Source organism: Nonomuraea salmonea (assembly GCF_042428605.1).
Lineage (GTDB): Bacteria > Actinomycetota > Actinomycetes > Streptosporangiales > Streptosporangiaceae > Nonomuraea > Nonomuraea salmonea.
Genome location: NZ_JBHMCF010000038.1, coordinates 377838 through 402926 on the forward strand (window position 1 = coordinate 377838; position 25089 = coordinate 402926).

24 protein-coding genes are annotated in these 25089 nt (G+C 72.3%); 2 read left to right on the forward strand and 22 right to left on the reverse strand.

Annotation, left to right across the window (positions count from 1 at the left end; all coding sequences use genetic code 11):
- Nucleotides 1–4: 4 nt before the first annotated feature.
- From ACFFR3_RS34040 to ACFFR3_RS34110, 15 genes are all read right to left on the reverse strand, one after another.
- Nucleotides 5–343 (reverse strand): hypothetical protein, encoded by a 339-nt coding sequence (locus tag ACFFR3_RS34040; RefSeq protein ID WP_345392563.1) that lies wholly within the window; start codon nucleotides 341–343, stop codon nucleotides 5–7.
- Nucleotides 340–741, reverse strand: coding sequence for a YbaB/EbfC family nucleoid-associated protein (locus ACFFR3_RS34045; protein ID WP_364367791.1), 402 nt, complete (start codon nucleotides 739–741; stop codon nucleotides 340–342). The genes ACFFR3_RS34040 and ACFFR3_RS34045 overlap by 4 nt, the downstream gene beginning before the upstream one ends.
- Nucleotides 742–792: 51 nt before the next feature.
- On the reverse strand, nucleotides 793–1173 hold the full coding sequence (locus tag ACFFR3_RS34050) for a UCP033725 family protein (RefSeq protein WP_379484472.1): 381 nt from the start codon (nucleotides 1171–1173) through the stop codon (nucleotides 793–795).
- Entirely contained in the window at nucleotides 1170–2027 is an 858-nt protein-coding gene (locus ACFFR3_RS34055) for an SseB family protein (protein WP_345392572.1), read from the reverse strand. The genes ACFFR3_RS34050 and ACFFR3_RS34055 overlap by 4 nt, the downstream gene beginning before the upstream one ends.
- 24 nt (nucleotides 2028–2051) lie before the next feature.
- A complete protein-coding gene (locus ACFFR3_RS34060; RefSeq protein ID WP_364367800.1) occupies nucleotides 2052–3230 on the reverse strand; it encodes an ABC transporter permease in 1179 nt (392 codons plus the stop codon).
- Nucleotides 3230–3913, reverse strand: coding sequence for an ABC transporter ATP-binding protein (locus ACFFR3_RS34065; RefSeq protein WP_345392580.1), 684 nt, complete (start codon nucleotides 3911–3913; stop codon nucleotides 3230–3232). The genes ACFFR3_RS34060 and ACFFR3_RS34065 overlap by 1 nt, the downstream gene beginning before the upstream one ends.
- On the reverse strand, nucleotides 3906–5651 hold the full coding sequence (locus tag ACFFR3_RS34070; protein ID WP_379484473.1) for a peptidoglycan-binding protein: 1746 nt from the start codon (nucleotides 5649–5651) through the stop codon (nucleotides 3906–3908). The genes ACFFR3_RS34065 and ACFFR3_RS34070 overlap by 8 nt, the downstream gene beginning before the upstream one ends.
- 7 nt (nucleotides 5652–5658) lie before the next feature.
- On the reverse strand, nucleotides 5659–6558 hold the full coding sequence (locus ACFFR3_RS34075; protein WP_364367809.1) for a hypothetical protein: 900 nt from the start codon (nucleotides 6556–6558) through the stop codon (nucleotides 5659–5661).
- 34 nt (nucleotides 6559–6592) lie between these two features.
- The gene (locus tag ACFFR3_RS34080; RefSeq protein WP_364367812.1) at nucleotides 6593–7648 is read right to left on the reverse strand and encodes a hypothetical protein; all 1056 of its coding nucleotides are present in this window, start codon (nucleotides 7646–7648) and stop codon (nucleotides 6593–6595) included.
- Nucleotides 7645–7968 (reverse strand): PadR family transcriptional regulator, encoded by a 324-nt coding sequence (locus ACFFR3_RS34085; protein WP_345392595.1) that lies wholly within the window; start codon nucleotides 7966–7968, stop codon nucleotides 7645–7647. The genes ACFFR3_RS34080 and ACFFR3_RS34085 overlap by 4 nt, the downstream gene beginning before the upstream one ends.
- A gap of 38 nt (nucleotides 7969–8006) precedes the next feature.
- Nucleotides 8007–8621: a response regulator transcription factor gene (locus tag ACFFR3_RS34090; RefSeq protein ID WP_364367815.1), complete on the reverse strand. Its 615-nt coding sequence runs from the start codon at nucleotides 8619–8621 to the stop codon at nucleotides 8007–8009.
- A 66-nt stretch (nucleotides 8622–8687) separates the two neighbouring features.
- Nucleotides 8688–10937 carry a sensor histidine kinase gene (locus ACFFR3_RS34095; RefSeq protein WP_364367818.1) on the reverse strand — a complete coding sequence of 750 codons (2250 nt, stop codon included), beginning with the start codon at nucleotides 10935–10937 and terminating at the stop codon, nucleotides 8688–8690.
- A gap of 336 nt (nucleotides 10938–11273) precedes the next feature.
- Nucleotides 11274–12785, reverse strand: a complete 1512-nt coding sequence (locus ACFFR3_RS34100) for a SagB/ThcOx family dehydrogenase (protein ID WP_345392601.1) — start codon at nucleotides 12783–12785, stop codon at nucleotides 11274–11276.
- Nucleotides 12786–12803: 18 nt separating this feature from the next.
- Nucleotides 12804–14990 (reverse strand): TOMM precursor leader peptide-binding protein, encoded by a 2187-nt coding sequence (locus ACFFR3_RS34105; RefSeq protein ID WP_379484474.1) that lies wholly within the window; start codon nucleotides 14988–14990, stop codon nucleotides 12804–12806.
- Nucleotides 14991–14997: 7 nt separating this feature from the next.
- Nucleotides 14998–15174: a hypothetical protein gene (locus tag ACFFR3_RS34110; RefSeq protein ID WP_345392604.1), complete on the reverse strand. Its 177-nt coding sequence runs from the start codon at nucleotides 15172–15174 to the stop codon at nucleotides 14998–15000.
- A 280-nt stretch (nucleotides 15175–15454) separates the two neighbouring features.
- Between ACFFR3_RS34110 and ACFFR3_RS34115 the strand changes: the two genes are divergently transcribed.
- A complete protein-coding gene (locus ACFFR3_RS34115; protein ID WP_345392607.1) occupies nucleotides 15455–15703 on the forward strand; it encodes a hypothetical protein in 249 nt (82 codons plus the stop codon).
- A complete protein-coding gene (locus ACFFR3_RS34120; protein WP_379484495.1) occupies nucleotides 15703–16461 on the forward strand; it encodes an LmbU family transcriptional regulator in 759 nt (252 codons plus the stop codon). Before ACFFR3_RS34115 ends, ACFFR3_RS34120 begins: the two co-directional genes overlap by 1 nt.
- A gap of 92 nt (nucleotides 16462–16553) precedes the next feature.
- Here the strand turns inward: ACFFR3_RS34120 and ACFFR3_RS34125 are convergent, their stop codons facing one another.
- Genes ACFFR3_RS34125 through ACFFR3_RS34155 form a run of 7 tightly spaced genes read right to left on the reverse strand, consistent with a single transcriptional unit; the run spans nucleotide 16554 to nucleotide 25065 of the window.
- Nucleotides 16554–17741: a cytochrome P450 gene (locus ACFFR3_RS34125; RefSeq protein ID WP_345392613.1), complete on the reverse strand. Its 1188-nt coding sequence runs from the start codon at nucleotides 17739–17741 to the stop codon at nucleotides 16554–16556.
- 2 nt (nucleotides 17742–17743) lie between these two features.
- Nucleotides 17744–18475, reverse strand: a complete 732-nt coding sequence (locus tag ACFFR3_RS34130) for a thioesterase II family protein (RefSeq protein WP_345392616.1) — start codon at nucleotides 18473–18475, stop codon at nucleotides 17744–17746.
- Nucleotides 18472–20178 carry a non-ribosomal peptide synthetase gene (locus ACFFR3_RS34135; protein ID WP_379484475.1) on the reverse strand — a complete coding sequence of 569 codons (1707 nt, stop codon included), beginning with the start codon at nucleotides 20176–20178 and terminating at the stop codon, nucleotides 18472–18474. The genes ACFFR3_RS34130 and ACFFR3_RS34135 overlap by 4 nt, the downstream gene beginning before the upstream one ends.
- Nucleotides 20175–20729, reverse strand: a complete 555-nt coding sequence (locus ACFFR3_RS34140; RefSeq protein WP_364367832.1) for a flavin reductase family protein — start codon at nucleotides 20727–20729, stop codon at nucleotides 20175–20177. Before ACFFR3_RS34140 ends, ACFFR3_RS34135 begins: the two co-directional genes overlap by 4 nt.
- Nucleotides 20729–22327 (reverse strand): tryptophan halogenase family protein, encoded by a 1599-nt coding sequence (locus ACFFR3_RS34145; protein WP_345392625.1) that lies wholly within the window; start codon nucleotides 22325–22327, stop codon nucleotides 20729–20731. Before ACFFR3_RS34145 ends, ACFFR3_RS34140 begins: the two co-directional genes overlap by 1 nt.
- Nucleotides 22328–22351: 24 nt before the next feature.
- Complete coding sequence (locus tag ACFFR3_RS34150; protein WP_364367835.1) at nucleotides 22352–23830, reverse strand: aldehyde dehydrogenase family protein; 1479 nt, start codon at nucleotides 23828–23830, stop codon at nucleotides 22352–22354.
- Nucleotides 23831–23832: 2 nt separating this feature from the next.
- Nucleotides 23833–25065, reverse strand: coding sequence for a cytochrome P450 (locus tag ACFFR3_RS34155; RefSeq protein ID WP_345392631.1), 1233 nt, complete (start codon nucleotides 25063–25065; stop codon nucleotides 23833–23835).
- Between the last annotated feature and the right edge of the window lie 24 nt (nucleotides 25066–25089).

Genomic DNA, 25089 nt, shown 5'->3' on the forward strand with positions numbered 1-25089 from the left:
TCCGTCAGGCGGGGCCGAGCATGCGGGCCGTGCGCTGGGCCAGCGCCGCGTCGGTGCTCAGCGAGTTGCCGACGGCCTTGCGTAACTTGGCCGGTGTCCTGTTGATGTCCTGCACGAGCGCGCCGGTGTCGTAGAGCCACAGGTCCAGGCCGCCGTTCGCCTCAAGGGCCTGGATGAACGCGGTGCCGGCCGCTCCCGTGCCCCAGATCTTGGCCGCCAGCAGTCCGCGCAGCTCCGTCTCGTCCGACCGGTAGGCGGTGTCCAGATCACTCGCCATGAGCTCGAACTGGGAGATGCCGGTCGAGATCGGCTCGGTGATCTCGGTGCCCTCCTCGTTCCTCACCGGTGACCGTCCCCCTCGGCCATCTGGCCGGCCAGCTGCCGCATGAGGGCCTCGACGTCGCCTTCGACGTGCGCCCGCATCTGCTCGGCGGGCACGATCGAGGCGAAGATCTCCACCACCCTTTCCTGGGCCGCGAGCGTGGCCCGGTGGATGGTGTCCTTGATCGTGTCCGCGAGTCCGCGGGCGTCGGGGCGGCGGAACACGCGGGGGTCGAGGTCGAGGCTGATCAGCTCGCCGCGGGCGCCGACGGTGGCGGAGACGAGGCCGTCCGCCGACTTCTCCGTGACCTCGACGGCGCGGGCCTGCTCGTTCAGGGACAGCGCCTCGCTCTGCAACCGCATGAACCGGGCTTGGAGCTCGTCGGTGTAGGCCTGCAGCCCGCCCGCATCAACGTTCATCGACATATCCCCCAAAGTGTCTGCCCGGTAACGTACCAATGACAACACCCGTCACAACAGGACATCCACCGGCAGCTCCTGCACCTCCGCGACCTCGGCCCTGGGCACCCACAGCCTGTGGACACCGCGGTCGATCCGGTCGAGGTCCAGCTCCCTGGCCACGGTGACCTGCGCGCCGACGTACTCGATGAGCACTTTGTCCCCCCGCTGCGCGCACAGCCGGAACGGCGCGTCCCGCCAGGTGCAGACGGTGATGACGTGGCGTACCCAGGCGCACTCCGCGGCGGGGACGGGCCTGACGTACAGATCGTCCGCCAGCCGCTCGAACCCGGCGGCGGGCGACGCGCGGCGCAGCCGGATCCACAGCCCGTCCTCCAGCAGCTGCGGAGCGGCGTCGTACACGGCTCCCCTCCAGGAGGCCCGATAGCTCATCCGGGCTCCTCCACCAGCCACTTCCCGCGATCGGCGTCGAACTGCGCGCGCAGCCGCTCCACGCCGTCGGCACCCAGCTCCAGGATCTCCGCCCCGTACGGCAGCAGGATGCCGTCGATCTTGTACTCCCTGACGATCTCGTCGGCGCTGGGCGCGAGGCCCATCCCGACGAACGGCGGCTCCTCGACGACCCACCCGGCGACGGCCCGCATGCTCTGCTCGTCCGTCCCGCCGTAGGGCGTGCGGTAGAGGGACAGGCCGACGGCCGGCCAGCGCAGGATGTTCACGGTGCCGTCGCGGGTGAGCGCCTCGTCCCTGGCCAGGGCCTCCGCCAGGGCGGCCGGCCGCGTGAGGTGCGCCACGTCCGTCGCGAGGTGGCAGTAGCCGGACACCCGCGGCTCCCCCGTGCTCAGCAGCTCCAGGACGTCGAACGGGCGCAGCAGCTTCTGCACGATCGGGACGCCCGCGTCCGGCGCCGCTGCCACGACCTCCCGCAGCGTCGGGGCGGCGAGCCTGGCCACCGTCCCCGGCTCCAGGATGAAGCAGACCGGCCGTCCCGGGTTGACCGCCAGCCCCCAGTGCGGGTTGGGCCAGCGGGCCGCCAGCTCCGGCAGGGTCACGACCCGGAAGTGGGAGGCCACCTCACCCATCGACTCCGGCGAGGTGAACACGGCCAGCCACGTGCGCCCGTCCGCCGTGAACGTGGGCCAGACCGCCGGCGTCTCACCCCGCGCCGCCTCGTCGCCGATCGGGAGCGCGAAGGCGGCGGTGCGCAGCAGCTCCGAGCAGGCGGACCAGTCGCCACGGGCGTGCGCCCTGCCGAGCGCCTCCTCGAACGTGCTCGCGACCTGCATGGCGTCACCTTAATGGTGTGCAGTTCACCGCAGGGCGTCCACCGGCTCCATCCTGGCGCCGCGCAGGGCCGGGTAGAGGCCGGCCAGCAGGCCCACCACCGCGCCGGCGACGGGCGCGGCGATGGCGAGGCGGACGTCCAGGAGCGGCGTCCACTGCTTGGCGGCCGCCACGGCGACCACGGTGACCACGCCGAGCGCGGCGCCGACCACGCCGCCGATCAGCCCGATCAGCGTCGACTCCAGCAGGAACTGCGCGGCGATGTGCCGGCGGGCGGCGCCGAGGGCGCGGCGCAGGCCGATCTCCGGCACCCGCTCCATGACGGTGACCAGGGTGACGTTCGCGATGCCGACGGCGCCCACCACCAGCGAGACCAGGCCGAGGATGAGGAAGAGCGCGTTCACGTCGTCCTGCGCCTGGTCGCGGGCCCTGGTGGGGCTGGGCGGCGCGACCACGTGCAGCATGTCCGCGTTGCCGGGGCTGAGCGCGGCGGGGGCCTGGCCGGCGATCAGCCCGGCGGCCCCCAAGGTGGTGTTGACCAGCACCCGGGTGACGTCGCGGAGGCCGAACTGCCGGCCCGCCGTGGGCGGGACGATCACCGCCGTGCTGAGGTTCCGCTCGCGGCGCAGGTCGCCCATGATGCCGATCACCGTGTACGCGTGCCTGCCGATGAAGATCGCCGGTGACCGGTCGAGCCGGGTGACGCCGAGCGCTCTGGCCGCCTGGTCGCCGATGACCGCCACCCGGTCGCCCCGCCGGACGTGTCCCGTGTCGTAGAAGCGGCCCTGCAGCATCCGGCCGCGCGCCGCCTCGGGCAGCCCGGTCGTCGCGGCCAGCACGGTCAGGGACTGCGTGGTGACCCTGGACGGGTCCACGATGTCGTTGGAGCGCACGGACAGGTTGGAGCCGTCGTCGCTCTCGGCCACCGCGGCGGCCGACTCGACGCCGCGCAGCCTGGTCAGCCGGTCGATCGCGGTCCACTCCACGAGCGGCTCGAACTCCTGCTCCGGCACCTCCACGGTGATGGCCGTGGCCACCAGCTCGTCGAAGCGGCCGACGATCTGGTTGCCCGCCGTCGCGGCCACGCCGAGCGTGACGACGAGCGTCGTGATGCCGAGCACGGTGCCGAGCGTGGTGAGCGCCGAGCGCACCGGCCTGGCGAGCATGCCGGCGACGGACTCGCCGATCAGGTCGCGTACGTGCATCACGCCTCCTCCACCGGCACGCCGTCGGTGATGCGCACCCGCCGCCCGGCCCGCGCGCCGACCTCCTGCTCGTGCGTGATCACCACGATCGTCAGCCCTTGCCCGCGCAGCTCGTCGAACAGGCCGAGCACCGCCTCGGTGTTGCGGCTGTCGAGGTTGCCGGTGGGCTCGTCGCACAGCAGCAGGGACGGCTCGCCCATGAGGGCTCTGGCGATGGCCGCGCGCTGGCGTTCGCCGCCGGACAGCAGGCCGGGCGCGAAGCCGGCGCGATGGGCGACGCCGACCCGCTCCAGCGCGGCCATCGCCCGCGCGCGCCGCTGCCTGATCGTGCCCGGCCGCCGGCGGTAGACCTCGGCGAGCATGACGTTCTCCACGACGCTGCGGTGGGACAGCAGGTGAAAGGCCTGGAAGACGAAGCCGATGCGGTCGGCGCGCAACCGGGTCCTGGCGCCGTCGCGCAGGGTCGTGGTCTCGACGCCGTGCAGCCGGTAGCTGCCGGTGCTCGGCCGGTCGAGCAGGCCGAGCACGTTGAGCAGGGTCGACTTGCCTGACCCCGACGGGCCGGTGATGGCCAGGTAGTCGCCCCTGCACACCCGCAGCGTGACGCGGTCGAGTGCGCGGACCGGCGGCTGCGCGGGGAACTCCCTGCACACCTCCGTCAGCTCGATGACCGGCTCAGGCACCGCCGACCACCACCCGGTCGCCCTCCTTGAGCGCGCCGGTGACCTCGACGTTCCCGTCCGCGGTCAGGCCGGTGCGCACCTCGACGTCCTCGGTCTCGTCGGGCGCGTGCTCGACGCGTACGCGGGCCTTCCCGTCGGCCGAGGTGATCACCGCCGCCACCGGGACCACCAGCACCGGCTCCTCGGTCGCGCCCACGGTGACCCGCGCCGTCACCGCCGTACCGGCCTTGAGCGCCTTGCTCGTGGCGGGCGTGAGCAGGATCGGTACGGCGCCTTCAGGCGGCTCCTCGGCGTCCGGCACCTTCGCCCGGTCGCCGACCGCTGCGAGCGTGGCCCGATACGTCCTGCCCGTGCCGAGCTCGATGCTCGCCTCCATGCCGGCGCGCAGCAGCTCCGACTCCGCCGCCTCCACGCTCGCGGTCACCATGAACGACGAGCTGGTGACGGTGGCGACCTCGTCCTCGACGCGCTGCCCCGCCTTCACCGACACCTTCTGCACCCGGGCGGGCAGCTTCGGCAGGAACACCACCTCGCCGGGCGGGACCGAGGTGCCGTACGTGCGGGCGTACTCGGCCAGCATCTCCTCGGCCGCCGCCACGTCCTTCCTGGCGCCCGCCACCTTGAGCCTGGTGGGTGACAACCTCCTCGCCTGCCGCAGCGCCTGCTGGGCCGTGACCAGGCTCTCCTTGGCGGTGCGTACGGCCTTGCGCAGCTCCTCCAGCCGTTTCTCCCTGGCCTGCCGCGCCTCCTCCATGGCCAGGCCGCGCGCCTCGTGGGCGGCGGCGAGGTCGGCCCTGGCGTTGTCGACCCGCATCCGCAACAGGCTCGTGTCAGCGGGCGGCTGACTCGCGGAGATGAGGGCGGGGGTGGAGGTGAGGCTGGGAGTTGGGGCGGGGGTGGGGGTGGGCGTCGGCCGGGTCCTGGCCGCTTCCAGCTCCTGCTCGGCCGCCGCCAGCTTCTCCTCCGCCGCGCGTACGGCCGCGTCGGCCGCCGCCAGCTTCGCCTCGTCCTCGGGCGTCAGCCGCCGCTCCTCGGCCTGCTTCAGCGCCCGCTTCGCCGCCGTCATGTCCGCCTCGGCGTTGTCGAGTTTCACCTTCAGCGGCAGCACGTCACGGCCCTGGTCGAGCGCCTGTTGCTCGGTCGCGAGGGTCTCCTGCGCCGTCTGTACGGCCTTGCGCAGCGTGTCGTACGCCTGCCGGTCGGCCAGCGACGGCTGCTGGGCCTCGTACCCCTTCTTCGTGTACATCCTGGTGACGGCGGCGATCGTGGCCTGGTCGAACACGCCCGTCAGCGGCCCGCCGAAGCCCAGCCTGCGCAGCGCCCGCTGCAGCTGCCTGACGTCGGCGCCCTTGCTGCCCGGGGCGATCGTGCGGTGCATCGGCACGGAGCCGCGCAGCGCGAACACCGGGCGGCCGTTGACCTCCATCAGCACCGCCCCCTCCTTGATGCGGCCCTTGCGCGGCGCCCTGGTCGCCCTCTGCAGCTCCGCCGCGCCGCCGACCGCTCCGGCGAGGGTGATGGGCAGGGGCGAGCCGTACTCCAGGGTGCCGCTGGTCACGACGGTGCTGACGAGTTTGCGGCGCTCGACGGCGGCGGTGACGAGCGAGGGCCTGGGCGCGGCTCTGCGGGCCGCCTCGTCGGCGGGCGAGCGTAACCGGGTGCTCAGCGCCCAGCCCGCGGCGGCGATGACGACGACGCCGGCGATGACGCCGGCCAAGAGCCTGCGTGGCGACTTCATGGCGGCTTCACATGCCGAACCGGTCGTTGACCTGCTCGTCGATCGCCGCCTGGCGCGGCAGGTAGGCGGGGTAGAAGTCCCTGCCGCACTCCAGGTCGTCGAGCGCCGCCTTGATCTCCCTGTTCAGATAGGGGCGCGCCTCCTCCGGGGTGAGGGTGGGCGCGTACGTCATGGGCGGCTCGCCCTCCTTCGCCGGAGGCGCGACGTCGGGCACGTCGTCCCGCTGCGCCCGGCCCAGCCTGTCCTCCTGGACGCGGAACGTCTCGGGCCCGCGCTCGGCCATCGCCAGCGGCGTGGCGTCGCTGATCGCGTGGCCCTTGCCCTTCAGGCAGGCGGCCATGGCGCCGGCCAGCCTGATCAGCTCGGGGTCGCCGTCGACGCCGCTCTTGAGCTCGCGGCGGCGGGCGTCGTACTGCTCGGCGTAGTAGTCGGTGCCCGGCTTGAGCTTCAGGCCGAGCACCTGGTTGGCCGCGGTGACGACGCAGGTGTCCAGGGCCTTCCTGTAGGCGCCCATCTGGGCCTTCGAGAGCGAGGACTGGATCGCCCAGTTGGGGTTGACCTGGGGGTCGTCGGGCTTGACCGCCGGGTTGCCCATCTCCTTGGGATAGACGTACGTCGCGAATATCCCGAACCCGTATTTCTGGCGGAATTTCCGCATTGCTTGGTAGTCGCCTGCGGCGCGCTTGCGGCTCTCGTCGGTGTCCTGCACCTGGGGGTGCGAGACGTACGGGACGTACTTGAAGCCCTGCTGCTTCATGCAGTCGGCCTTGGCCGCTTCGAGCCGGTGCTTCTTGTCGCTCGTCGCGCTCGGCGACGGCGCGGCGGTCTCTGCGGCGCCCCCGCAGCCGCAGAGCAGGGCCAGGGCGGCCAGGGGCAGGAGCGTGCGCACGTGGAGTCTGTACGGCATGGTGCCCGACCATACTCCGTTCAACGGAGCATGGTCAATCCAGGCAGTGCCGCCGCTGTCTCAGGGGCGTGCCGGCGGCCCAGAGCGCCAGCACGGCGAGCACGCCCCAGTAGGCCAGGTGCTGCCCGGTCAGCTCGGACGCGTGCACGACCAGGTCACCCGAGGTCACCGCCAGATAGATGCCGGCGGCCAGCGCCCACCGGTGGTCGCGCGTCAGATATCCGGCCCAGGCCGCCAGCCCGAACGCCACCGCCTCCACGGCCATCCTGCTGAGCGAGAGGGACAGCGGGCCCTCCTCCACCATCCAGTGCGGACCCGACCACGCCGCCGCCAGGACCGCCGCGCACCACCACCACGACCGGGCACGCAGCGGCCGTCCGCGCGCCGCCAGCACCCCCAGGCCGGCCAGCGTGACCGCGTATCCGCCCGCCACCACGTACGGGTCGCCGTCGGCGAAGAGCGCGTGATCGCCGAGCGGCGACGGATAGACGGGCAGCAGCGTGAGGTCGAAGATCTGCCGGCCACCCGCGATCGCCACCGCCTTCATGCCGACGGCCAGCGTGAGCGGAACCGCCGCCCACACCCACCCGCGCAGGACGGCGAGCAGGGCGAGCGCCGACACCGCCGTCCACAGGGGCAGCGACCCCGCGTACGGCAGCAGCGCCGCCAGCTGCACCGCCGCCAGGGCCGTCACGCCGAGGTGCAGGCCGTCCTTCCAGGGACTGCCGGCCGCCAGGTGCACGACACGGCTGCGCACGCCGCCCGCCAGCAGGCCCCACGCCTCCCTCGGCACGGGCACGGTCCTGCCGGGGTCCGCCGACTCCAGCAGGACGTCGAGCAGCTCGTCACCGTGCGCCGCGCGGTAGGAGCGCGGATAGGCCCGCAGCAGCGCGCGGTAGCGGCGCTCCAGCGCCCCGCCCTGCGGGCTCTCGGGGCTTCGCGGACCCTGAGGGCTCTCCGGACTCTCCGGACTCTCCGGACTCTCCGGGCTCTCCGGGCTCTCCGGGCTCTCCGGGCTCTCGGGGCTTCGCGGATCCTGCGAGCTTCGGGGGCTCTGCGACGACTGTGGGGCCTGCGGGACAACCGTCATGAGCTGGAGGGCCGCAGGACGAGCGCGGCGGCCTCGTGCATCCGCCTCGCCTCGGCCTCCACGAGCGCCTGGCCCTCGTCGGTGATGCGGAAGTAGCGGCGGTTGCGGCCGTTGACCGTCTCCTCGCGGTCGACGGTGATCACGCCGCGCTCGTTGAGCCGCTCCAGGATGCCGTAGAGGGTGCCGACCGACGGCTGCACCCTGCCTGCGGACAGTTCCTTGATCGACTTGCTGATCGCGTGTCCGTGCAGCGGGCCCGCACGCAGGGCGGTGAGCACGAAGTACATCGGCTCGCTGACTTCAGAAGTTCCCCTCGGCATGGGGCGACAGTATTCCGTTGAACGAAGCGTCGCAACGCTCAGTGGACCCAGCCGGCCTCGGTGGCGATGCGGATGGCGTCCACGCGGTTGCGGGCGTTGAGTTTGGTGACGATCTTGGTCAGGTGGTTGCGCACCGTGCCCACCGACAGGTGCAGCGTGGCCGCGATCTCCTCCGCCTCCGCCCCCTTGGACGCCAGGTGCAGGACCTCGATCTCGCGCCCTGACAGCGGGTTCTCGCCGATGTCCCAGGCGGACAGGGCGAGCTGGGGGTCGACGATGCGGCGGCCCGCCGCGACGCCGCGGACGGCGGCGGCGAGCTGGTCGGCGGGCGCGTCCTTGAGCAGGAAGCCGGACACCGACACCGCGAGTGCCCGCCTGAGCGTGCCGGGGCGGCCCATGCCGGTGAGGATCAGCGTGCGGCAGGACGGCAGCTTCTCGTGCAGGATCTGCGCGGCGGTCAGGCCGTCCATGCGCGGCATGTCGATGTCGATGACGGCCACGTCGGGCTTCGTCTTGAGCGCCGTGGGAACGACCATGTCACCGCACTCGACCTCGGCCACCACGGAGATGTCGGGTTCCAGAGTGAGCAACGCGGCCAGCGCTCCCCGCACCATGTGCACGTCTTCGGCGATCAGGACCTTCAGCTCCAGCATTCCGCCCCCTGCACGTCACCCCTAAGCAACCTATATGCCACAGCGGCAGGCGCAAACGCGCCGCCGTCACAAACGAGCGGTCACCTTGAACCACCCGTCCTCGACGCGTGCCTCCAGCTGACCGCCGACGCCGTCCAGGCGCCGCTCCAAATCGCCCAGACCATGCTGGTTGTGGACCGTACGGGGGCCGGAAGGAAGGTCCACCCCGTCGTTGGCGATGGTCAGCCGGCCGTCCGCGCCCTCGATGACGCAATGGCGGGCGGTGCTGTGGCGCAGGATGTTGGTGACCGCCTCGCGCAGCATGGTCGCGAGCACCGTGTCGGTCCTGTCGTCCAGGGCTCCGAGCCGGAGATCGGCCCTGACCTCGATCCCGGCCGCCGTGAGTATCGCCTGCGCGGAGTCGACCTCGCCGGTGAAGGAGATGTTGCGGTAGTCGCTGGCCACATGGCGTACGTCGGCCAGCATGCGTCTGAGCGAGTCAAGGATCCGCTCCAGCTCCGTGTGCGCCCGGGAGGGGGACGTGCTCATCAGGCGGCACGCCAGCACGCCCTTGAGCGCCACCTGCGACAGGCCGTCCACCAGCACCTCGTTCAGCTCGCGTGCCATGCGCAGCCGTTCCCGTTCGACGGCGGCGTCCGCCAGCTCGCCGCGCGCGGCATGCGTCTCGGCCACCATGATGAGCAGCCAGCTCACGGCGTACACGACGAGGCCGGTGAGCAGCGTCGAGATGGTGAGCCAGGCGACCATGCTGATGCTCGTCCCGGCCAGCACCGCCAGCGTCAGCACGGCGGCGCCCAGGGCGGCGTACAGGATCCAGCGGGCCCTGCCGGACACCACGAGCAGCACGCCCGCCGCCACGAACCCGCCCATGCCGCCCCACGGGACGTGCAGCCAGGCCAGCGGCAGGAAGGCGGCGGCGGCCTCCACCACCAGCGCGGCCCAGCGCGCCCGGGGCGTGCGCAGCATGCCGAAGGTGAGCGGCACCTGCATCGCCAGCATGACCGCCAAGCAGGCCGCGGCGCCCAGCACGTCCGCCGTGCCCTGGTACGTCCAGACGATGTTGAGCAGGATGGCGAGCGCGTAACCGGCCAGCACCACGGCGACGATCCAGGCTGCCGTCCTCGGGCCCCACCGGTCCGCGACTCCGGCCCCCTGCCTCCAGCCGCCGCGCGGGGAGGCGTCCTGCGGGTGACGGTCGGGCGGGGCGGACTGGTGGCGCAGCGGGGCCTCGGCCGTCAGGTGGAACCAGTGGCCCTCCCCCCTGGCCGTCAGCCGGCCGCCGATCTCCGCCAGGCGGGCGGTCAGGTTGCCCAGGCCGTCGCCGCGGTCGGTGAGGTCCGCGTGGACCGCGTCCACGCCGTCGTTGGCCACGTGCAGCCTGACCGTACCGTTCTCGACGGCCAGCTCGACGTCGCAGTGCTGCGCCTTGCTGTGCCGCAGCACGTTGGTGATGCCCTCGCGCAGCACGATCGCCATCACCTCGTCGAGGCGGCCGGTGAGGGTGACGTCGGGGATGCGGATGCCGGCCTCGATCTGGGCGGCGGACAGGGTGGCGGCGGCGTCGGTCCGCTCCTTGGCCAGCGACATCTTGCCGTAGCCGCCGGTCACGGACTGGGCGCCGACCGTGGCCTGGCGTACGACGTCGAGGGCGTGCCGCATCTCCTCGAGTGCGCGGGCGCGGGCGGCGGGCAGCAGCCGGTACGCCAGCTCGTACCGGAGGGTGATCGCGGACAGGTCGTGCCCCACGAGGTCGTGCAGGTCGCGGGCGACCCGCAGGCGTTCCTGCACGACGGCCATGCGGACGAGGTCGGTACGGGAGTCGTGCAGCTCGGCGGCGATCGTCGACAGGGAGCCGACGGCGTACAGCATGAGGCCGGTCAGCAGCGTGAAGTGCACGGCGTAGATCAGGTTGAGCGGCTCCCACGGCTGGCCCTGCAGCAGCGCCGCGACCAGCACCGCGGCGCCCACGGCGGGATAGAGCACCCACCGAACGCCGCCCTTGATCACCACCAGTGTCGAGCCGGCGAGGAAGCCGGCGGCGGCGCCGAACTGCGGCCCCACCCAGGCGGCGGGCGCGAACGTGGCGACGGCCTGCAGCGCGAGCGTGAGGAAGCGGACCCGGGCCGGCCAGCCGAGCGCGCCCTGGCTGTAGTGCGCGAGCTGCAGGGACACGACGACGGCGAGACAGCCGAGAAAGGCGAGCAGGCCCGCGCCGCGCAGGCCGCCCGCCACCACGGCGATCACCGAGTTGGTGGCATAGCCGACGGCGACGGCGGCGGTGACGGCCCACGCCACCCGCCGTGTACGCGGCTCCAAGGGCCTGAGCCGCTCTCCCTCATGACCCAGTAAGTGCGGGCCCATCCCCTTGCCCCCTTAGCGGCTCGGCTGCCTTCCTCTCAGCGCGCGGGCAGCGGAACGCACGTTGATAGGAAAATCGGAACAGCCCCCGTCGGGCGAAGAGGCGCCGGCATGAAAGGCTCTGGCACTTAGGAAAACGGGAACCTCATCGTGAGCAGCGCGCCGTTCGTCATGATCGGGTGCCACGTCCGACCCTCACCTCGCCCGTGAACGGATGTGAAAACATCTTGCCACACGGACCGATCGGACTTCATGGCCGCCGCATACGCGCACGTGACCCATCAGGGGCGGTGATCAGGCGGTCTCTCCGGCCGGGGTCAGCCGGTGCGCCAGGTCGGGCCAGTGGGCGTCGTTCACCGGCTGCCAGCCGCTCGCGAGCTCGCGCGGCGGCTTCCTGCCGAGCACGAGGGCGCCCACGCTCGACTCGACGCGCCAGTCGGCGTCGAGGGCGTCGGCCCACAACTCGACGTCCACGCTCTCCAGCGGGTGCGCGCCCAGCCCGAGCCCGGCGGCCACCAGGCACAGCGTCTGGGTGAGCATGCCGACGTTCTTCAGCATCATGGCGTAGCTGAGCCCGTTGTACTTCCACGACAGCCGGCGGAAACGTGCGGTGATGATGACGAGGACGGGCGGCGGATCATCCATCTCGGCGGCCAGCCGCGCGTTCTCCAGCGCCGCGCCGACGTCGGCCGGCGCGCCCGGCAGCCTGCGCAGGCCGTGATCGAGCGGGTCGTAGTGGTAGACGCCGCGCGGCATGTCGCCGCAGTCGCCCGCGACGACGTACAGCTCCAGCTCATAGCGGGAGCCGACGCTCGGATAAGGGCGGTCGCTGGTCTCCTCGGGCGAGCCGGGCGGGCCGCTCACCGAGCGCACCCTGGCCGTGCGGTAGAGCAGCTCGCCGAGCTCCCGCGCGGTGAGCGGACCAGGGGCGGGGGGCGCGCCGTTCGCCGCCTCCACGGCCGCGCCGAGCGGCGGATCGGCCGCGACCAGGCCCTCCCACGTGGGCCGGTACAGCGTGACGAGGCCGCTGTCGCGGCGGTCGGCGACCACGGGCTCGACGCCGCGCCGGTCCCCCACCGGATGCGTGGCCCCGAAGTCCGCGTCGTGCCTGCCCAGCGTGGAACGGCTGTGGAAGAGCAGGTTGACCGGCGACCACGCGACCAGCACGTCGTCGGTGTCCTCGGCGAACTCCGCCGGGCGGAACGGCTCGACGCGCTCCGCCAGCACGACCATCCCCGTCGCCACCAGGTGGGCGACGAGGGTGGCGAAGTACGGCGGAGCGTCGCCGATCGCGTCCAGCCTGGTCGGCCGCCTGAGGTGGCCGACCAGGCCCATGGCCTCGGGGGTGTGCAGGACCACCCGGTGCAGCGCCAGGGGCGATTCGAGCCGGTAGTCCATGCCGTCGGAGCTGATGATCGCGAACCTGGACAGCCGGACGGGGACGTCGCCCGGCACCGGCGGCACCCTCAGGCGCGAGCGCGGCGTGAGCGGGACCAGCGACACCAGCGGCTGCTCCTGGTCCGCGCCCAGGGAGCGCACGACCAGGGGTTCGAGGCGTTCCAGCAGGCGGTGGAGGTTGGCCAGGTCCGCCGCTTCGCTGATGACGTTGTCGAGGCGGATGGGCCCCAGGACCATCCGCTGGAGCGCCTCGGCCACCGTCCGCCCCGGATGCGGCACCTTGATGTCGTCCCAGCGGCTGTGCAGCACCAGGGTTCCTGCGCGGGAGTCGGCTTCGAGGTAGACGTCCTCGCGAAAGGACCATAACGCGTGCAGTTCGCGTCTCCTGTGGCCGAATCCGGCAGCCATGATCGGTCACTCCTGCGACTAGAGGAACAGCGGGATGGGATTGAGGTCGTGGTAGGCGGTGGCCCGGCGCAGCCGGCCCAGCCGGACAGGGACGTCGTACAGCCGGCCTGGGGCGAAACGGGCCCAGAAGTGCCGCAGGCCGGGCACGGTCACTTTGACGACCGGCATGCCGATGTCGGGCCTGGTCTGGTCCAGCACGAGGATGTCCAGGCCGTGCCGCTCGGCGATGGCGTGCATGGCGGCGACGTCGGTCTCCAGGCCGCCGTGCCCGGTCTCGCCGTAGTCGGCGAGGCGGCGTGGCGCCTGGCCGGGGTCGGGCAGCAGGTACGGCTGGTTCGCCGTGGTGGCCTCGCGCCACCACGTCACGAGGTGTGGGTCGGCCAGCGCGTACCCGGTGCCGTCCGGCCCGGCGTCGGCCACCGCGCTGAGCATCTGCCCGAGCTCCGTGAGCGCCCTGCGCACGGCGATGCGCACGTCGAAGTGGGCGCCGAAGCCGAGCATGATGTCCTGGGCCGGCTTGTCGGTGCGGCGCGAGATCGCCGCCACGACGGGCACGCCGAGGTCGGAGGTGAGGTCGAGCAGCCACAGGGCCCGGCCGATGCCCGCGTGGCCGTCGAAGACGCCGGAGATGAACGGATCGCCGAAGGACGCCTGGTCGATCACCGGCTGCCGGGTCATGTTGTACCACCACAGCGCCACCGCGTCGCGTTCCACCAGTTCGAGGAAGCCCTGGACGGTCGCGTCGGCGAGGCTCGCGCCCGCGGCGTTGCCGTTGGAGGTGGCCTTGAGCGAGGGCTCGCCGGCGCCGCCGGTGAAGTAGAGCAGGTCGGTGGGCAGCAGCCGCTCGGCCCCCGTCGTCAGCGAGCGTACGGGGGTCCAGTCGATGACCGCCCGATCGTCGAAGGGCTCGGGGACCTGCTGGAACGGCGTGGCGCCGGCGTTCCAGCGGGCCCGCTCGGCGTATTGGCGCTCGTGGAACAGCTGGCAGCTGTCCGGGTGGACGGCGTCCGCGCGCAGGTCGTGGTAGCTGCCGCAGACGACCTGCTCGTCGCCGAGCCTGGTGCCGCAGTAGCGCTCCACGGCCTCGGCGAGCGCGCTGACCCGCGCCTCCAGATCGGTGCAGCCCTTGCCGCCGCTCCACTGCCGCACCCCGCCTGCCTCGTCGTCGAGCGCGAGGTTCCTGCCCGACAGGTAGCAGTGGACGAAGCCGGGGCTGCGCGGGTCGGGCCTGATGGGGTCGGTGATGCCGGTCACCGGGTCGGCGAGGTGGCGGTAGCGCTCCCACACGTCCTCGAGCGGCATCGCTCGATGGCTGTTGCCCGGCCTGCTGCCCGCCGGCGCCACCGAGGCGGGGACCACGCGCACGCGGTTCGCGGCGGGGTCCCCGCACGCGGCGCACTGCGGACGCCGCGTGACCGGGTGGCAGGACAGCGCCAGATTCACCGTGTCCAGCGTCCACACCTGCTCGCGCAGCCCGCTCGCCGCGCCGGCCAGCCATTTCGTCAGCTCGAGTACCGCCAGGTGCAGGCCTGCGGCGCGGGTCGGCGCGAGCGACGCCTCGGGCGGCTCCGGTGTGCCGGACCGGCGGCGGCGCAGCCGCGCGGCCAGACACTCCCAGCACGGGCCCGTCCCCGGCTCGAAGGCGGGGCCCACCCACACGTCGGGTCCGCAGACGCTGGCCAGCAGCCAGGGCGTCCCGTCGGACAGCCGCCGCGCGTTGATCTCCGCCAGGCGCGGGTCGAGGTAGTCGGCGCAGAGCACGAACAGGGCGTCGGCGCGGGATTCGTCCTGTGTGACGGTCAGCCCGGCGGCCCGGCAGGCGTCGGCCGCGGGCTGCGCGCCCGCGAGCGCGACGACCGCGACCGACGTGGGATCGGCGCCGGTGTCCGGCCGGTCGACGCCGGCGAGGTCCCAGTAGGCGTCGGCGGCGGTTCGCGACGTCGTCTGAAAGCCGACGAGGTTCGCCCGCGCCAGGCGGCCCAGCATGTGGCCGACCCTGTCCTCGGACGCGAACGGCGCCATCGCGCGGCGGATCTCGGACTCGGTACGGGTGCCGTCGAGCAGCGGCGCCAGCCGGTGGACGAGGGCGCCCTGCAGGGTGGTCGTGCCCCGCGCCGAGGTCACCCGGATCGCACCGCCCGGAGCCTGCTCCACCCTGAGGTGGCGCTTGAAACCGAGGAACAGCCGGTCTGCCTGGGCCGCCATGGCCGCCTCACGCAGCGCAGTACGTGGGGAAGGCCGGACGCGTCTGCTCGGCCGGGTCCTCGATGACGAGGTCGGCCGCCCACGCCGCGGGAACGTCCGCGTCCGTCATGGTCCATGCGGTGATCGTGGTGGAGCGCTCGCGCTTCGCCTGGGCGTCGGGGCGCGAGAGTACCGATGCGGTCATGACCCCTCCTCGGGAACCGGAAAGCAACTGGACAGCCAGATCGTGTGCCGATCCAGCGGAGATTCCTAGTTATCTCCTCATTCGCCGACCGTGAATTATTCACACCGCATGCGTGATCCATTCCGTCGATCCCGAGCCGCCGTGACTTTAGTCTGGGCGGAAAATGACCGGAAATGGAAGGAATTGCGATGTTCACCGTCCATCGGCGCAGGCCGCGCGCCTGCCGGACCGGTGGGCCGGACGCTGCGGGAACACAGATCAGTACGAAACGAGGAAGACCATGACGCAAACTCTGGACCCCACCCATCGAGTGGTCGGAAGTTACCGCGAGTACGCCGTGATGTTCACCGACCAGCAGCAGACCATGGTTGAGGACTTCGGCATGGACAGGGAAGCGGCCGAGTGCGCGCACCGCGAGATGGAGGCCATGGGCACGGCCAACGCCGAGGTGGTCGCCCGCGACATCACCGTCGCCTACGGCCCTTGGGAGCCGGTGGCCGGCGAGACCTCGAACGGGAACGCAGCGTGATGGACGCCATGCGCCGCAACGAGCCCGCGATGCCGGGCCGCCGGCCGCCGGCCGCCCCGAGCCGGCTCGGCCTGCCGAACACCGTGCTCACCAAGCGAGTCGGGCTGGTGCTGCCCCAGGCGATGCCGTTCACCTCGTGGGAGCGGCTGGGCAAGCAGATCGCCCTGATCACTGACTCATCGACGTGGTGGCTCGGTGACTGGCTCAACTACGGCGAGAAGACCTTCCCCGACCGGTATCAGCGCGCTATCGCCGGCACGTCGCTCAACTACCAGACGCTGCGCAACTACGCCTGGGTTGCGCGGCGCTTCCCGATGCACCGCCGCCGCGACAGGGTCAGCTTCCAGCACCACGCGGAGCTGGCCTCGCTGCCGCCCGACGAGCAGGACGAGTGGCTCGACCGGGTGGAGCAGCACAGGTGGTCGCGCAACCAGCTCCGCCAGCAGCTGCGCAACCGGTGCGTCGGCGCCCGCGAGCGCCCGCAGGAGACGCCGGTGACGCTGCGCCTCGACCACTCCAGGGAGGAGCGCTGGCTGCAGGCGGCCGGGGAGAGCAGGCGCAGCCTGCACGAGTGGATGACCATGGTCCTGGACCAGGTGGCCGATCTGCTGCTGCTGCCCGAGCGGCGGACGCGGAACCTCGCCCTTCCCGTCGGCGACGAGACGATCGTGCTGACGCCCGCCCTGCCGGGCACCGTCAAGGTCCCTGAGCCGGGAGAGGCGCTCGTGGTGTCGGGAGGCGAACGTTCCCTGGCATGACCATCGGCCCCGCCGCTCCCGGCGGGGCCTTCCTTTTCGTCCTGAACACGGCACAGCGCCCGGCGGTCGCCGGGCGCTGTGCTCGTCAGGGGTCAGGACGCGAGCCGGATCGGCAGGCTGCGCAGGCCCCAGGTGAAGTTGGAGGCGTTGTAGCGGGGCTCCCCGGTCAGCTCCATCGTCCGCACCTGGCCGATCAGCTCCTCGAAGAAGACCTTCAGCTCCAGGCGGGCCAGCCGGGCGCCCAGGCATAGGTGACGGCCGGCGCCGAACGTGATGTGCCGGTTGGGCGAGCGGTCGACCCGGAACTGATCGGCGTGCTCGAAGACCGATTCGTCCCGGTTGGCGGAGACGTTCCAGAGCGTCACCCGGTCGCCGACCGCGATGCGCACGTTGCCGATCTTGGCAGGCCGTACAGCTGTGCGCATCGCGTGCACGCCCGGCACCGTCCAGCGCAGCACCTCCTCCACGGCGGCGGGCACGCCGGAGGCCCCCGCGGAACGCAGCAGCTCCCATTGGTCGGGCCGCTCGATGAGGGCGAGCACGCCGCCGGCGGCCGAGTACCGGGTGGTCTCGTTCGCCCCGGCCAGCACGCCGTTGCAGTTGAAGATGATCTCCTCGTCGGTCAGCGGCCGCTCCTCGCCCTCACCGACCAGCCTGCGCTCGGCGGCGATGCGGCTGACGAAGTCGTCGCCGGGGTTCCGCCGCCGCTCGGCGAGCAGTTCGGCGAAGAAGAGGAAGATCTCGCTGTGGGCGCCCGCGCGAGCCGCCTCGTCGTCCCCCTCGAACGCCTCCGTGGTGATCGAGCCGACCCACTCCCACTCGCTGCGCGGGATCCCCATCAGCGCGCACACCACGTTGTTGGGGATCTGCTTGGCCACCTCCAGGAACTCGACCTCGCCCTGGGCGATCGCGTCCCGCACGACGGCGCGCACGACCCGCTCGACCAGCGCCTGCAGCCGCGGCACCTCGGCGTGGCCGAACTCCTTGGCCAGCACGCTCTTGAGCTGGGTGTGGTCGGGCGGGTCCGAGACGATCAGCATGCGCTGGGCGACGGCCGACACCGCGCCGGGGTCGCTGTCCAGGCGCATCCCGTAACGCGAGCTGTAGGACTTCTGGTCGGTGTAGACCCCCACGACGTCGTGGTAGCGGGTCACCGCCCAGAACCCGGGGCCGTCGTCCTCCTCGTGCCAGTGCACCGGGTCGTGCTGCCGCAGCCAGGCCAGCACCGACCAGAACCCGCCCCTGCTGAACAGCTCGGGGTCTTTGAGATTCACCTGCATGGTCAGCTCCAGTACGCCCCGAGCGCGGCGACCACGTCGTCCGCCCGCTCCAGGCAGAAGTAGTGTCCGCCGGGGAACGTCCGCCGGCGGAACCCGCCTCCCGCATAGGCCCGCCAGCCGTCGAGGTGGCCGGGCGTGACCGTCTCGTCGTCCTCGCCGCCCCACGCCTCCAGCGTGGCCGGGAGGGCCACCGCGTGATGGGTGTAGGTGAGCGACAGCCGCGCGTCCTGCCGCAGCACGTCGAGCATCAGCTCGCGGCTGTCCTCGTCGAGGTCGTCCTCGTCCAGGGCCCGTACGTCGAGCAGCTTCGTCAGCTCGGCGTCGTCCTCCGCCAGGCCCCGGCCGGCGCCCACCCACATGTGGGGCGGGCGGCAGCCGGCGACGACCAGCGCACGAGGACGCCTGCCGTAGTCGTCGGCGAGCCTGCGGACGATCTCGTAGCCCAGCAGGCCGCCGAAGCTCTGGCCGAAGACGATCAGTGGGTCGTCCGGCTTGAGCAGCGCGGTCAGCTCGCCGAGCACGCCGGTGACCACCTCGTCCACGCTGCTCGCCGGCGGCTCGGCCCAGCGGGTCTCCCTGCCGGGCAGCTGGACCCCGACCACGGAGACCTCGGGCCCCGCCATGGCCTGCCACGGACGGTACTGCCCGCAGCCGGCCCCGGCGGGCGCCAGGCACAGCAGCGTCGCCGGCGCCGGCGGCCCCGCGTGGAACGGCAGCAGCCAAGGCCCGCTCACGACACCTCCTCTGTGACGACCCAGCCCAGCCGGTCCAGCTCGGCGGCGAGGCCCGCCACCGTGGGGTTGCCCAGCAGCTGCGCGACCGTGAGCCGGACGCCCGTCGCCCTGCGCAGCGCCGCCACGGCCCGCGCCGCGAGCAGGGAGTGGCCGCCCAGCTCGAAGAAGTCGGCGTCCACGTCGTGCACCGGCTGCGGCAGCAGGCCGTTCCACACCTCGCGGACCACGCGTTCTGCGGGCGTGCCAGGCTGCCGCCCACCGGTCGCGGTGGCGGCCGTCATCCTGGCGAGCGCGGCGCGGTCCACCTTGCCCGTGGGCGTGGTGGGCAGTGCGGGGACCGCCGTCACCTGGGACGGGACCACGGCCGGCGGCAGCCGGTCGGCGCAGGCCGTACGGACCGCCTCCAGGCGCTCGCCGGAGTCCACGACCACGGCGAGCCCGAGCGCGTCCAGACCGGCCAGCAGGTACGCGGCGGCGCCGCGGACGCCGTCGATCTCCAGGGCGACGCGTTCCACCTCCGAGAGCTCCACCCGGAAGCCGCGGATCTTCACCTGCTCGTCGCAGCGGCCGCGGTACTCCAGCAGGCCGTCGGGGCGGCACAGCGCGAGGTCGCCGGTGCGGTACAGCCGGCCGCCGTCGCCGGAGAACGGGTCGGGGACGAACCGCTCGGCGGTCAGCCTGGGCCGTCGCCGGTAGCCGGCCGCCACGGCGGGACCGCCGATGAACAGCTCCCCCTGAGTGCCAGGGGGGACGGGCCGCAGCTCGTCGTCCAGGATGTGGACGGTGTAGCCGGGGAGCGGCCGGCCGATCGTCGTCACGTCGTCGCCCCTGGCCGTGTCGGCGCAGGTGGCCGCGATGGTCGCCTCCGTGGGCCCGTACACGTTGAGCATCCTGCCGGTGAAGCGGGCCGCCAGCGCGGCGGGCAGCGGCTCGCCGGCCGCCACCAGCACCTCGGCTCCCGCGACCTCCTCGTCGCAGGCCAGCAGCAGCGACGGCGTCATGCACACCACGTTCGGCGCCGCCGCCGCGACGCTCTCGGCCAGGTCGGTGTCGATGATCGTCATGCCCTGGCCGTACCTGAGGTACAGCAGCGCGCACCACAGCCAGCCGTCGAAGGCCGGGGACACCGCGTTCACGCCCGTGCCGCCCGTGGGCAGGCCGAGCCCGCCCAGCGCGGCGACGAACGCCCCGAGCCCCCGGTAGGACACCTCGACGCCCTTCGGCCAGCCGGTCGTGCCCGAGGTGTAGATGACGTACGCGACGCCGGAGGGGTGCGGGTCGCCCCGGCGCGGCGCCGGATCGTCCCCGTTCAGCGCGGCGGCGGGCAGCACCCGGCACCGCTGCGGCACGGCTCCCGCCGGCACGCGGTCACCGACGATCAGCTGGGTGTCGGAGTCGCGCAGCACGAAGCTGAGCCGGTCGGCGGGGTGCCGCTCGTCCAGCGGCACGGCAGTCGCGCCCGTCCACCACACGGCGAGCAGCGCGGGAAGCGACAGATGGCTGCGGCCGAGGCAGAGCCCCACCTGGGTGCCGGGGCCCGCGCCCTGCGCGGCCAGCATGCCCGCGATGGCCGCCGCGCGCTCGGCGAGCTGGGCGAACGTGAGCGTCCCGTCGGGTGCGCTCACCGCGGTCTCGGACGGGCGGGTGGCAGCCCAGCGGTCGAGGGCGGCGAAGATCTCGGTCACACCGTTGTTCGTCGTCATGCGCTCATGTCCTTCATCTCCGCCGGGCGGGCCGGCGATGACGGGCGCCACGCCGAGTACGACCGCATGCCGTACAGCAGCGGGGTCCCCGGCTGCTCGGCCACCCGCAGCAGCCGCCCGAACAGCACTTCGTGGTCGCCGTCGCGGATCACCCTGCTCACCCGGCACTCGGCCATCGCCAGCGCGTCGTCCACCAGCCACGGCAGCCCGTACTGCGACCTGATCCAGCGCACGCGGGAGAACCGGTCGGGCACCGGCCCCGAGAACAGCTCCGCCGTGTCGCGGGCCCCCGCGTCCAGCAGGTTCACCGCGAAGGCGCCGCGCTCATGGACGGCACGCAGCGTGGCGCTGCCGATCCGCAGGCACACCAGGATCGTCGGCGGCGACAGGGTGACGCTGGTCACCGACGAGCACGTCATGCCGTGCGGGCGGCCGACGGTGTCGACGGCCGTCACCACGGCGACCCCGGTGGGGAAGCGGCTCATCAGCGCCCGATGGTCGCCGGCCGACGCGACGGGCCCGTCGAGGACAGGGAGCTTCTTGGCGCCCATCAGCTGTCCCCGTGCAGCTGCCGCAGGTACTCGTAGTTGCTGGGCAGCGAGGAGACGAGGTCCGCCTGGCGGTGCTTGACGTCGGCGAAGAGCCGCTCGGCCGCCTCGATGGCCTCCGGCTTGTACGTCAGCGACGGCAGCGGCTTGTCCGGCCGCAGGCCCATGCCGGAGAAGATGCAGTAGTAGCTGCCGTTGGTCCAGAAGTTGCGGAACTCGGCCTCGAAGTTGCCGTAGTAGCCGCGCTCGTCGGTGATCGGCAGGTTGATCGGCAGGCCCGCTTTGAACATCGCGATCTTCTGCTTGATGCCCTCGGCCAGCTCCAGCTCCTTGTTCGCGCGCCAGAACGGCGTGTCCGTGCGCGGCGAGAGAGAGAAGTGGGCCTGGATGAAGTCCCTGGTGTCGTCGAACATCTCCTCGATCTCGCGGTTGAAGCTGTCGATCAGCACCGGGTCGAACGTGCGGTCGGGGAAGTGCTTGGCCAGCTGGTAGATGGCCGCGTAGATGAAGTAGATGCCGGTGGACTCCAGGGGCTCGAGGAAGCACGACGCCAGCCCGATGCTCACGCAGTTGCGCACCCAGGCGCGCCGGTTGCGGCCCACCCGGAAGCGGATCTTGTTGAGCGGGGCGGTCTCGGGGTCGAGGCCCCAGAGCCGGCAGAGCTCCTCGGTGGCCTGGTCCTGGGTGGCGAACTGGCTGGAGTAGACGTAGCCGGTGCCGAAGCGGCCGAGCATCGGGATCCGCCAGGTCCAGCCCGACGACATCGCGATGGCGGAGGTGTAGGGCTCGACGCCGTTCGTGGCGTCGTCGTGCGGGACGGACGTCGCCACCGCGCTGTCACAGAGCAGGTGGTCGTTCATGTCGATGAACGGCTCCTCCATCGCCTGGTTGATGAGCAGGCCGCGGAAACCGGAGCAGTCGATGAACAGGTCGCCCTCAAGGAGCCGCCCGCCGGCGGTGCGCAGGGCGGTGATGAAGCCGCGCTCGTCGCGCAGGACCTCGGTCATCTGGTCCTCGACGTGCTCGACGCCCTGCTTGTCCACCGCGAACTTCCGCAGGAAGCCCGCGACCTTGGCGGCGTCGAAGTGCCAGGCGTAGTAGGTGGCGGGGGTGCCGTCGAGATGGCGCGGCGCCCGGTTGGCGTCCATGATCGCGGTCTCTTTGAAGCACGCGTAGTCGAACGGCTCGTCGGTCTCGCCTTTCAGCAGCTTGGCCGCCCAGTAGTGCGACAACGGGATCTGGTCGGCGGACGGGAGCAGGCCGAAGGGGTGGAAGAACTGGTCGGTGCGCCCGCCGAGCGGCTGCGGCGTCGGCGAGCTCTCCCCCGGCGTGCGCCAGTTGATGAACTTCACCGCCACCTTGAAGCTGGCGTTGCACTCGCGCATCCACTCCTCTTCAGGGATCCCCAGGTAGTTGAAGAAGGCCCGCTGCAGGTTGGGCACCGTGGCCTCGCCCACGCCGATGCGGGGGATCGCCGGCGCCTCCAGCACGGTGATCTTCACCGTCCGCTGCAGGGCCTTGCCCAGGTAGGACGCGGTCATCCAGCCTGCCGTACCGCCGCCGAGAATGACGATGTTGCGCACGCGGTTGTCGTGGGACATGTTGGTGACTCCTTCTGTCTCGAACTATGCGTGTGCGCGCAGCCGGGGCCCGACGGGCTCCGCCACGTCCACCGGGAGCTGCAGCGACTTGGTCTCGCAGAACTCCTCAAGCCCTTCCACGCCGCATTCGCGGCCGATGCCCGACTGCTTGACCCCGCCGAAGGGCGCCAGGATGTTGAACGGCCCGCCGTTGATGTCGACCTGGCCGACCCGCATCCGCGTGGCGACGTGCCGTGCCCTGGCGATGTCGGCCGACCAGACGGCTCCGTGCAGGCCGTACGGGGTGTTGTTGGCGATCTCGATCGCCTCGTCCTCGTCCCGGTACGGCATGATCGACAGCACCGGGCCGAAGATCTCCTCCTTGGCGATGGTCATGGTCTCCCGCACGTCGGAGAACACGGTCGGACGCACGTAGTAGCCGCGCTCGCGTCCCTCCGGCGCCTCCTCGCCCCCGGCGAGCAGCGTGGCGCCCTCCGCCACTCCGGAGGCGATGTAGCCGCGGACGCGCTCGCGCGCCTGGTCGCTGATGAGCGGCCCGAGGTCGGTGTCGGGGTCGCGGGGGTCGCCGACCCGGTAGCGGCCGGCCAGGCCGGCGGCCAGTTCCGCCGCCTCGTCGTGCCGGTCGGCGGGCACCAGCAGCCTGCTCCACTGCAGGCACGCCTGCCCGGTGTTGAAGCACATCTGGTCCACCGTGGCGGCCACCCCGAGCCGCAGGTCGGCGTCGTCCAGCAGGATGCCGGCGTTCTTGCCGCCCAGCTCCAGGTGGACGCGCTTGACCCTCCTGGCCGCCATCGAGGCGACCTGGCGGCCCGCGCGCACGGAGCCGGTCAGGGAGACCATGTCCACGTCGGGGCTGCGGACGAGGTCGGCGCCCGCGCCCTCACCCGTGCCCACCACGACGTTGAAGACGCCGGGCGGCAGGCCGCACTCCGCGGTGATCTCGGCCAGCAGGTAGGCGTTGAGCGGGGTCAGCTCGCTGGGCTTGTGCACGACCGCGCAGCCGGCCAGCAGCGCGGGGACCACCTTCTGCAGAGTGAGCAGCAGCGGGACGTTCCACGGCGTGATGGCCGCGACCACCCCTGCGGGCTCGCGCAGCACGAGCGAGTTGCCCGCCCGCCGTTCGAAGGCGAACCCGGACGCCAGCTCCGCGAACGACTCCGTCATGGCGACGGCCAGGCCGACCTGCGCCTGCCGCGCCACCGTCACGGGCGCGCCGACCTCGGAGACGATGACCTCGGCCAGCTCACCGGCCCGCTCGGAGAGCCTGCGGGCGAGCCGTTCGACGAACGCGATCCGGTCCTTGACCGGGGTCGCCGCCCATCGGGGCTGAGCCGCCCGCGCCGCCTGGGCGGCCCTGCGCGCGTCGTCCAGCGTGCCGGCGGGAACGACCGCCAGCAGGCTCTCGTCGCTGGGGTCGAGCACGTCGATGCCGTCCACGGCATCGGACGGCCGCCAGTCGCCGTCGATCCACTGTGCGGTGAAGACCTGCGCGGAGCGGCCCATGGCTACCGCTCCCTGCGTACGGGGAACTCGGCCAGGCCGCGGAACTGCGGGGTGTCCGCCTTCCACCGGTGCGGCCGGTCTGGCACGAACGACAGGTTGGGCACGCGCTGGGTGAGCACCTTGACCGCCGCGCCGGTGACGACCTGCGCCAGCCCGGCGCCGAGGCAGCGGTGGATGCCGACCCCGAACCCGACGTGACCGCCGTCGTGGCGGCGCACGTCGATCCTGTCGGGGTCGGGCCACCGCTCGGGGTCGCGGTTGGCCGCGCCGCGGACCAGGTAGACCAGCTCGCCGGCGGCGATCGGCTGCCCGGCCACCTCGATGTCGCGGGTCACGAGGCGGTGCGTGAGCTGCACGGAGGCGTCGTAGCGCAGCAGCTCCTCCACCGCGGAGGGGATCAGCTCCGGGTCCTCCCGCAGCAGGTTCCACTGGTCGCGCTGGGTCAGCAGGCCGAGGACCCCGTTGCCGATGAGGTCCATCGTGGTGCCGAAGGAGGCCAGCGGCAGCAGCAGCAGGTGCGCGAACATCTCCTGCTCGCTGAGCCGCAGCCCCTCGTCCCTGCCCCGCTCGGCCATCGCGATCACCCGGGTGACCAGGTCGTCCTTGGGGCGGCTGCGCCGGTCGCCGATGAGCTCGGTCAGGTACGGCGTCATCGCGCTGAACGCCTCGGCGGTCGCGCTGCCGGTCGGCGCCACCGTGGTGGGGTCGGCGCCGAGGAAGACGCGCTGCATGTGCCGGATCTCGTACCACCAGTCGGTCAGGCGGACGCCCTCACTGGCGGGCAGGCCGTACATGGTCGCCAGCACCCGCCCGGGCAGCTGGTAGGAGAAGTCCTTGACCAGGTCGAACTCGCCCTTCTCCGCGGCCCGGTCGATGACGCCCTTGGCGATCTCCTCGATCGCGGGGCGCAGCGCGCGGATGTCCCGCCCGCGGAACTCGCGGTTCATGAGCTTGCGGATGCGGGTGTGGTCGGGCGGGTCGCGGAACAGCATCCACTCCGGCGCGAGGTCCATGAACCTCTTCATCTCGTCGGACGAGCCGGGACCGACCCTGTTGGACACCATCGCGCCGAGACGGTGCGAGGAGTACGTCTCGGGGTCGAGGTGGGCGGCGTACACGTCGCTGTGCCGGGTGATGACCCAGCCGTTGAGCCGGTCGTCCCAGTGGACGGGCTCCTCCTCCCGGAGCCTGGCGTACGCGGGATAGGGGTCGTTCAGGAATTCCTTCCCGAACATGTCAACCCGTACCTTCTGGGATCT

Coding starts and splice junctions, on each gene's coding strand:
- ACFFR3_RS34085 (WP_345392595.1), bottom strand. CDS start 7,968: ATGCCGAGGGGAACTTCTGAAGTCAGCGAGCCGATGTACTTCGTGCTC.
- ACFFR3_RS34110 (WP_345392604.1), bottom strand. CDS start 15,174: ATGACCGCATCGGTACTCTCGCGCCCCGACGCCCAGGCGAAGCGCGAG.
- ACFFR3_RS34155 (WP_345392631.1), bottom strand. CDS start 25,065: ATGTTCGGGAAGGAATTCCTGAACGACCCCTATCCCGCGTACGCCAGG.
- ACFFR3_RS34120 (WP_379484495.1), top strand. CDS start 15,703: ATGGACGCCATGCGCCGCAACGAGCCCGCGATGCCGGGCCGCCGGCCG.
- ACFFR3_RS34150 (WP_364367835.1), bottom strand. CDS start 23,830: ATGGGCCGCTCCGCGCAGGTCTTCACCGCACAGTGGATCGACGGCGAC.
- ACFFR3_RS34140 (WP_364367832.1), bottom strand. CDS start 20,729: ATGGGCGCCAAGAAGCTCCCTGTCCTCGACGGGCCCGTCGCGTCGGCC.
- ACFFR3_RS34060 (WP_364367800.1), bottom strand. CDS start 3,230: ATGCACGTACGCGACCTGATCGGCGAGTCCGTCGCCGGCATGCTCGCC.
- ACFFR3_RS34100 (WP_345392601.1), bottom strand. CDS start 12,785: ATGGCTGCCGGATTCGGCCACAGGAGACGCGAACTGCACGCGTTATGG.
- ACFFR3_RS34075 (WP_364367809.1), bottom strand. CDS start 6,558: ATGCCGTACAGACTCCACGTGCGCACGCTCCTGCCCCTGGCCGCCCTG.
- ACFFR3_RS34045 (WP_364367791.1), bottom strand. CDS start 741: ATGAACGTTGATGCGGGCGGGCTGCAGGCCTACACCGACGAGCTCCAA.
- ACFFR3_RS34115 (WP_345392607.1), top strand. CDS start 15,455: ATGACGCAAACTCTGGACCCCACCCATCGAGTGGTCGGAAGTTACCGC.
- ACFFR3_RS34135 (WP_379484475.1), bottom strand. CDS start 20,178: ATGACGACGAACAACGGTGTGACCGAGATCTTCGCCGCCCTCGACCGC.
- ACFFR3_RS34125 (WP_345392613.1), bottom strand. CDS start 17,741: ATGCAGGTGAATCTCAAAGACCCCGAGCTGTTCAGCAGGGGCGGGTTC.
- ACFFR3_RS34080 (WP_364367812.1), bottom strand. CDS start 7,648: ATGACGGTTGTCCCGCAGGCCCCACAGTCGTCGCAGAGCCCCCGAAGC.
- ACFFR3_RS34070 (WP_379484473.1), bottom strand. CDS start 5,651: ATGAAGTCGCCACGCAGGCTCTTGGCCGGCGTCATCGCCGGCGTCGTC.
- ACFFR3_RS34145 (WP_345392625.1), bottom strand. CDS start 22,327: ATGTCCCACGACAACCGCGTGCGCAACATCGTCATTCTCGGCGGCGGT.
- ACFFR3_RS34055 (WP_345392572.1), bottom strand. CDS start 2,027: ATGCAGGTCGCGAGCACGTTCGAGGAGGCGCTCGGCAGGGCGCACGCC.
- ACFFR3_RS34090 (WP_364367815.1), bottom strand. CDS start 8,621: ATGCTGGAGCTGAAGGTCCTGATCGCCGAAGACGTGCACATGGTGCGG.
- ACFFR3_RS34050 (WP_379484472.1), bottom strand. CDS start 1,173: ATGAGCTATCGGGCCTCCTGGAGGGGAGCCGTGTACGACGCCGCTCCG.
- ACFFR3_RS34105 (WP_379484474.1), bottom strand. CDS start 14,990: ATGGCGGCCCAGGCAGACCGGCTGTTCCTCGGTTTCAAGCGCCACCTC.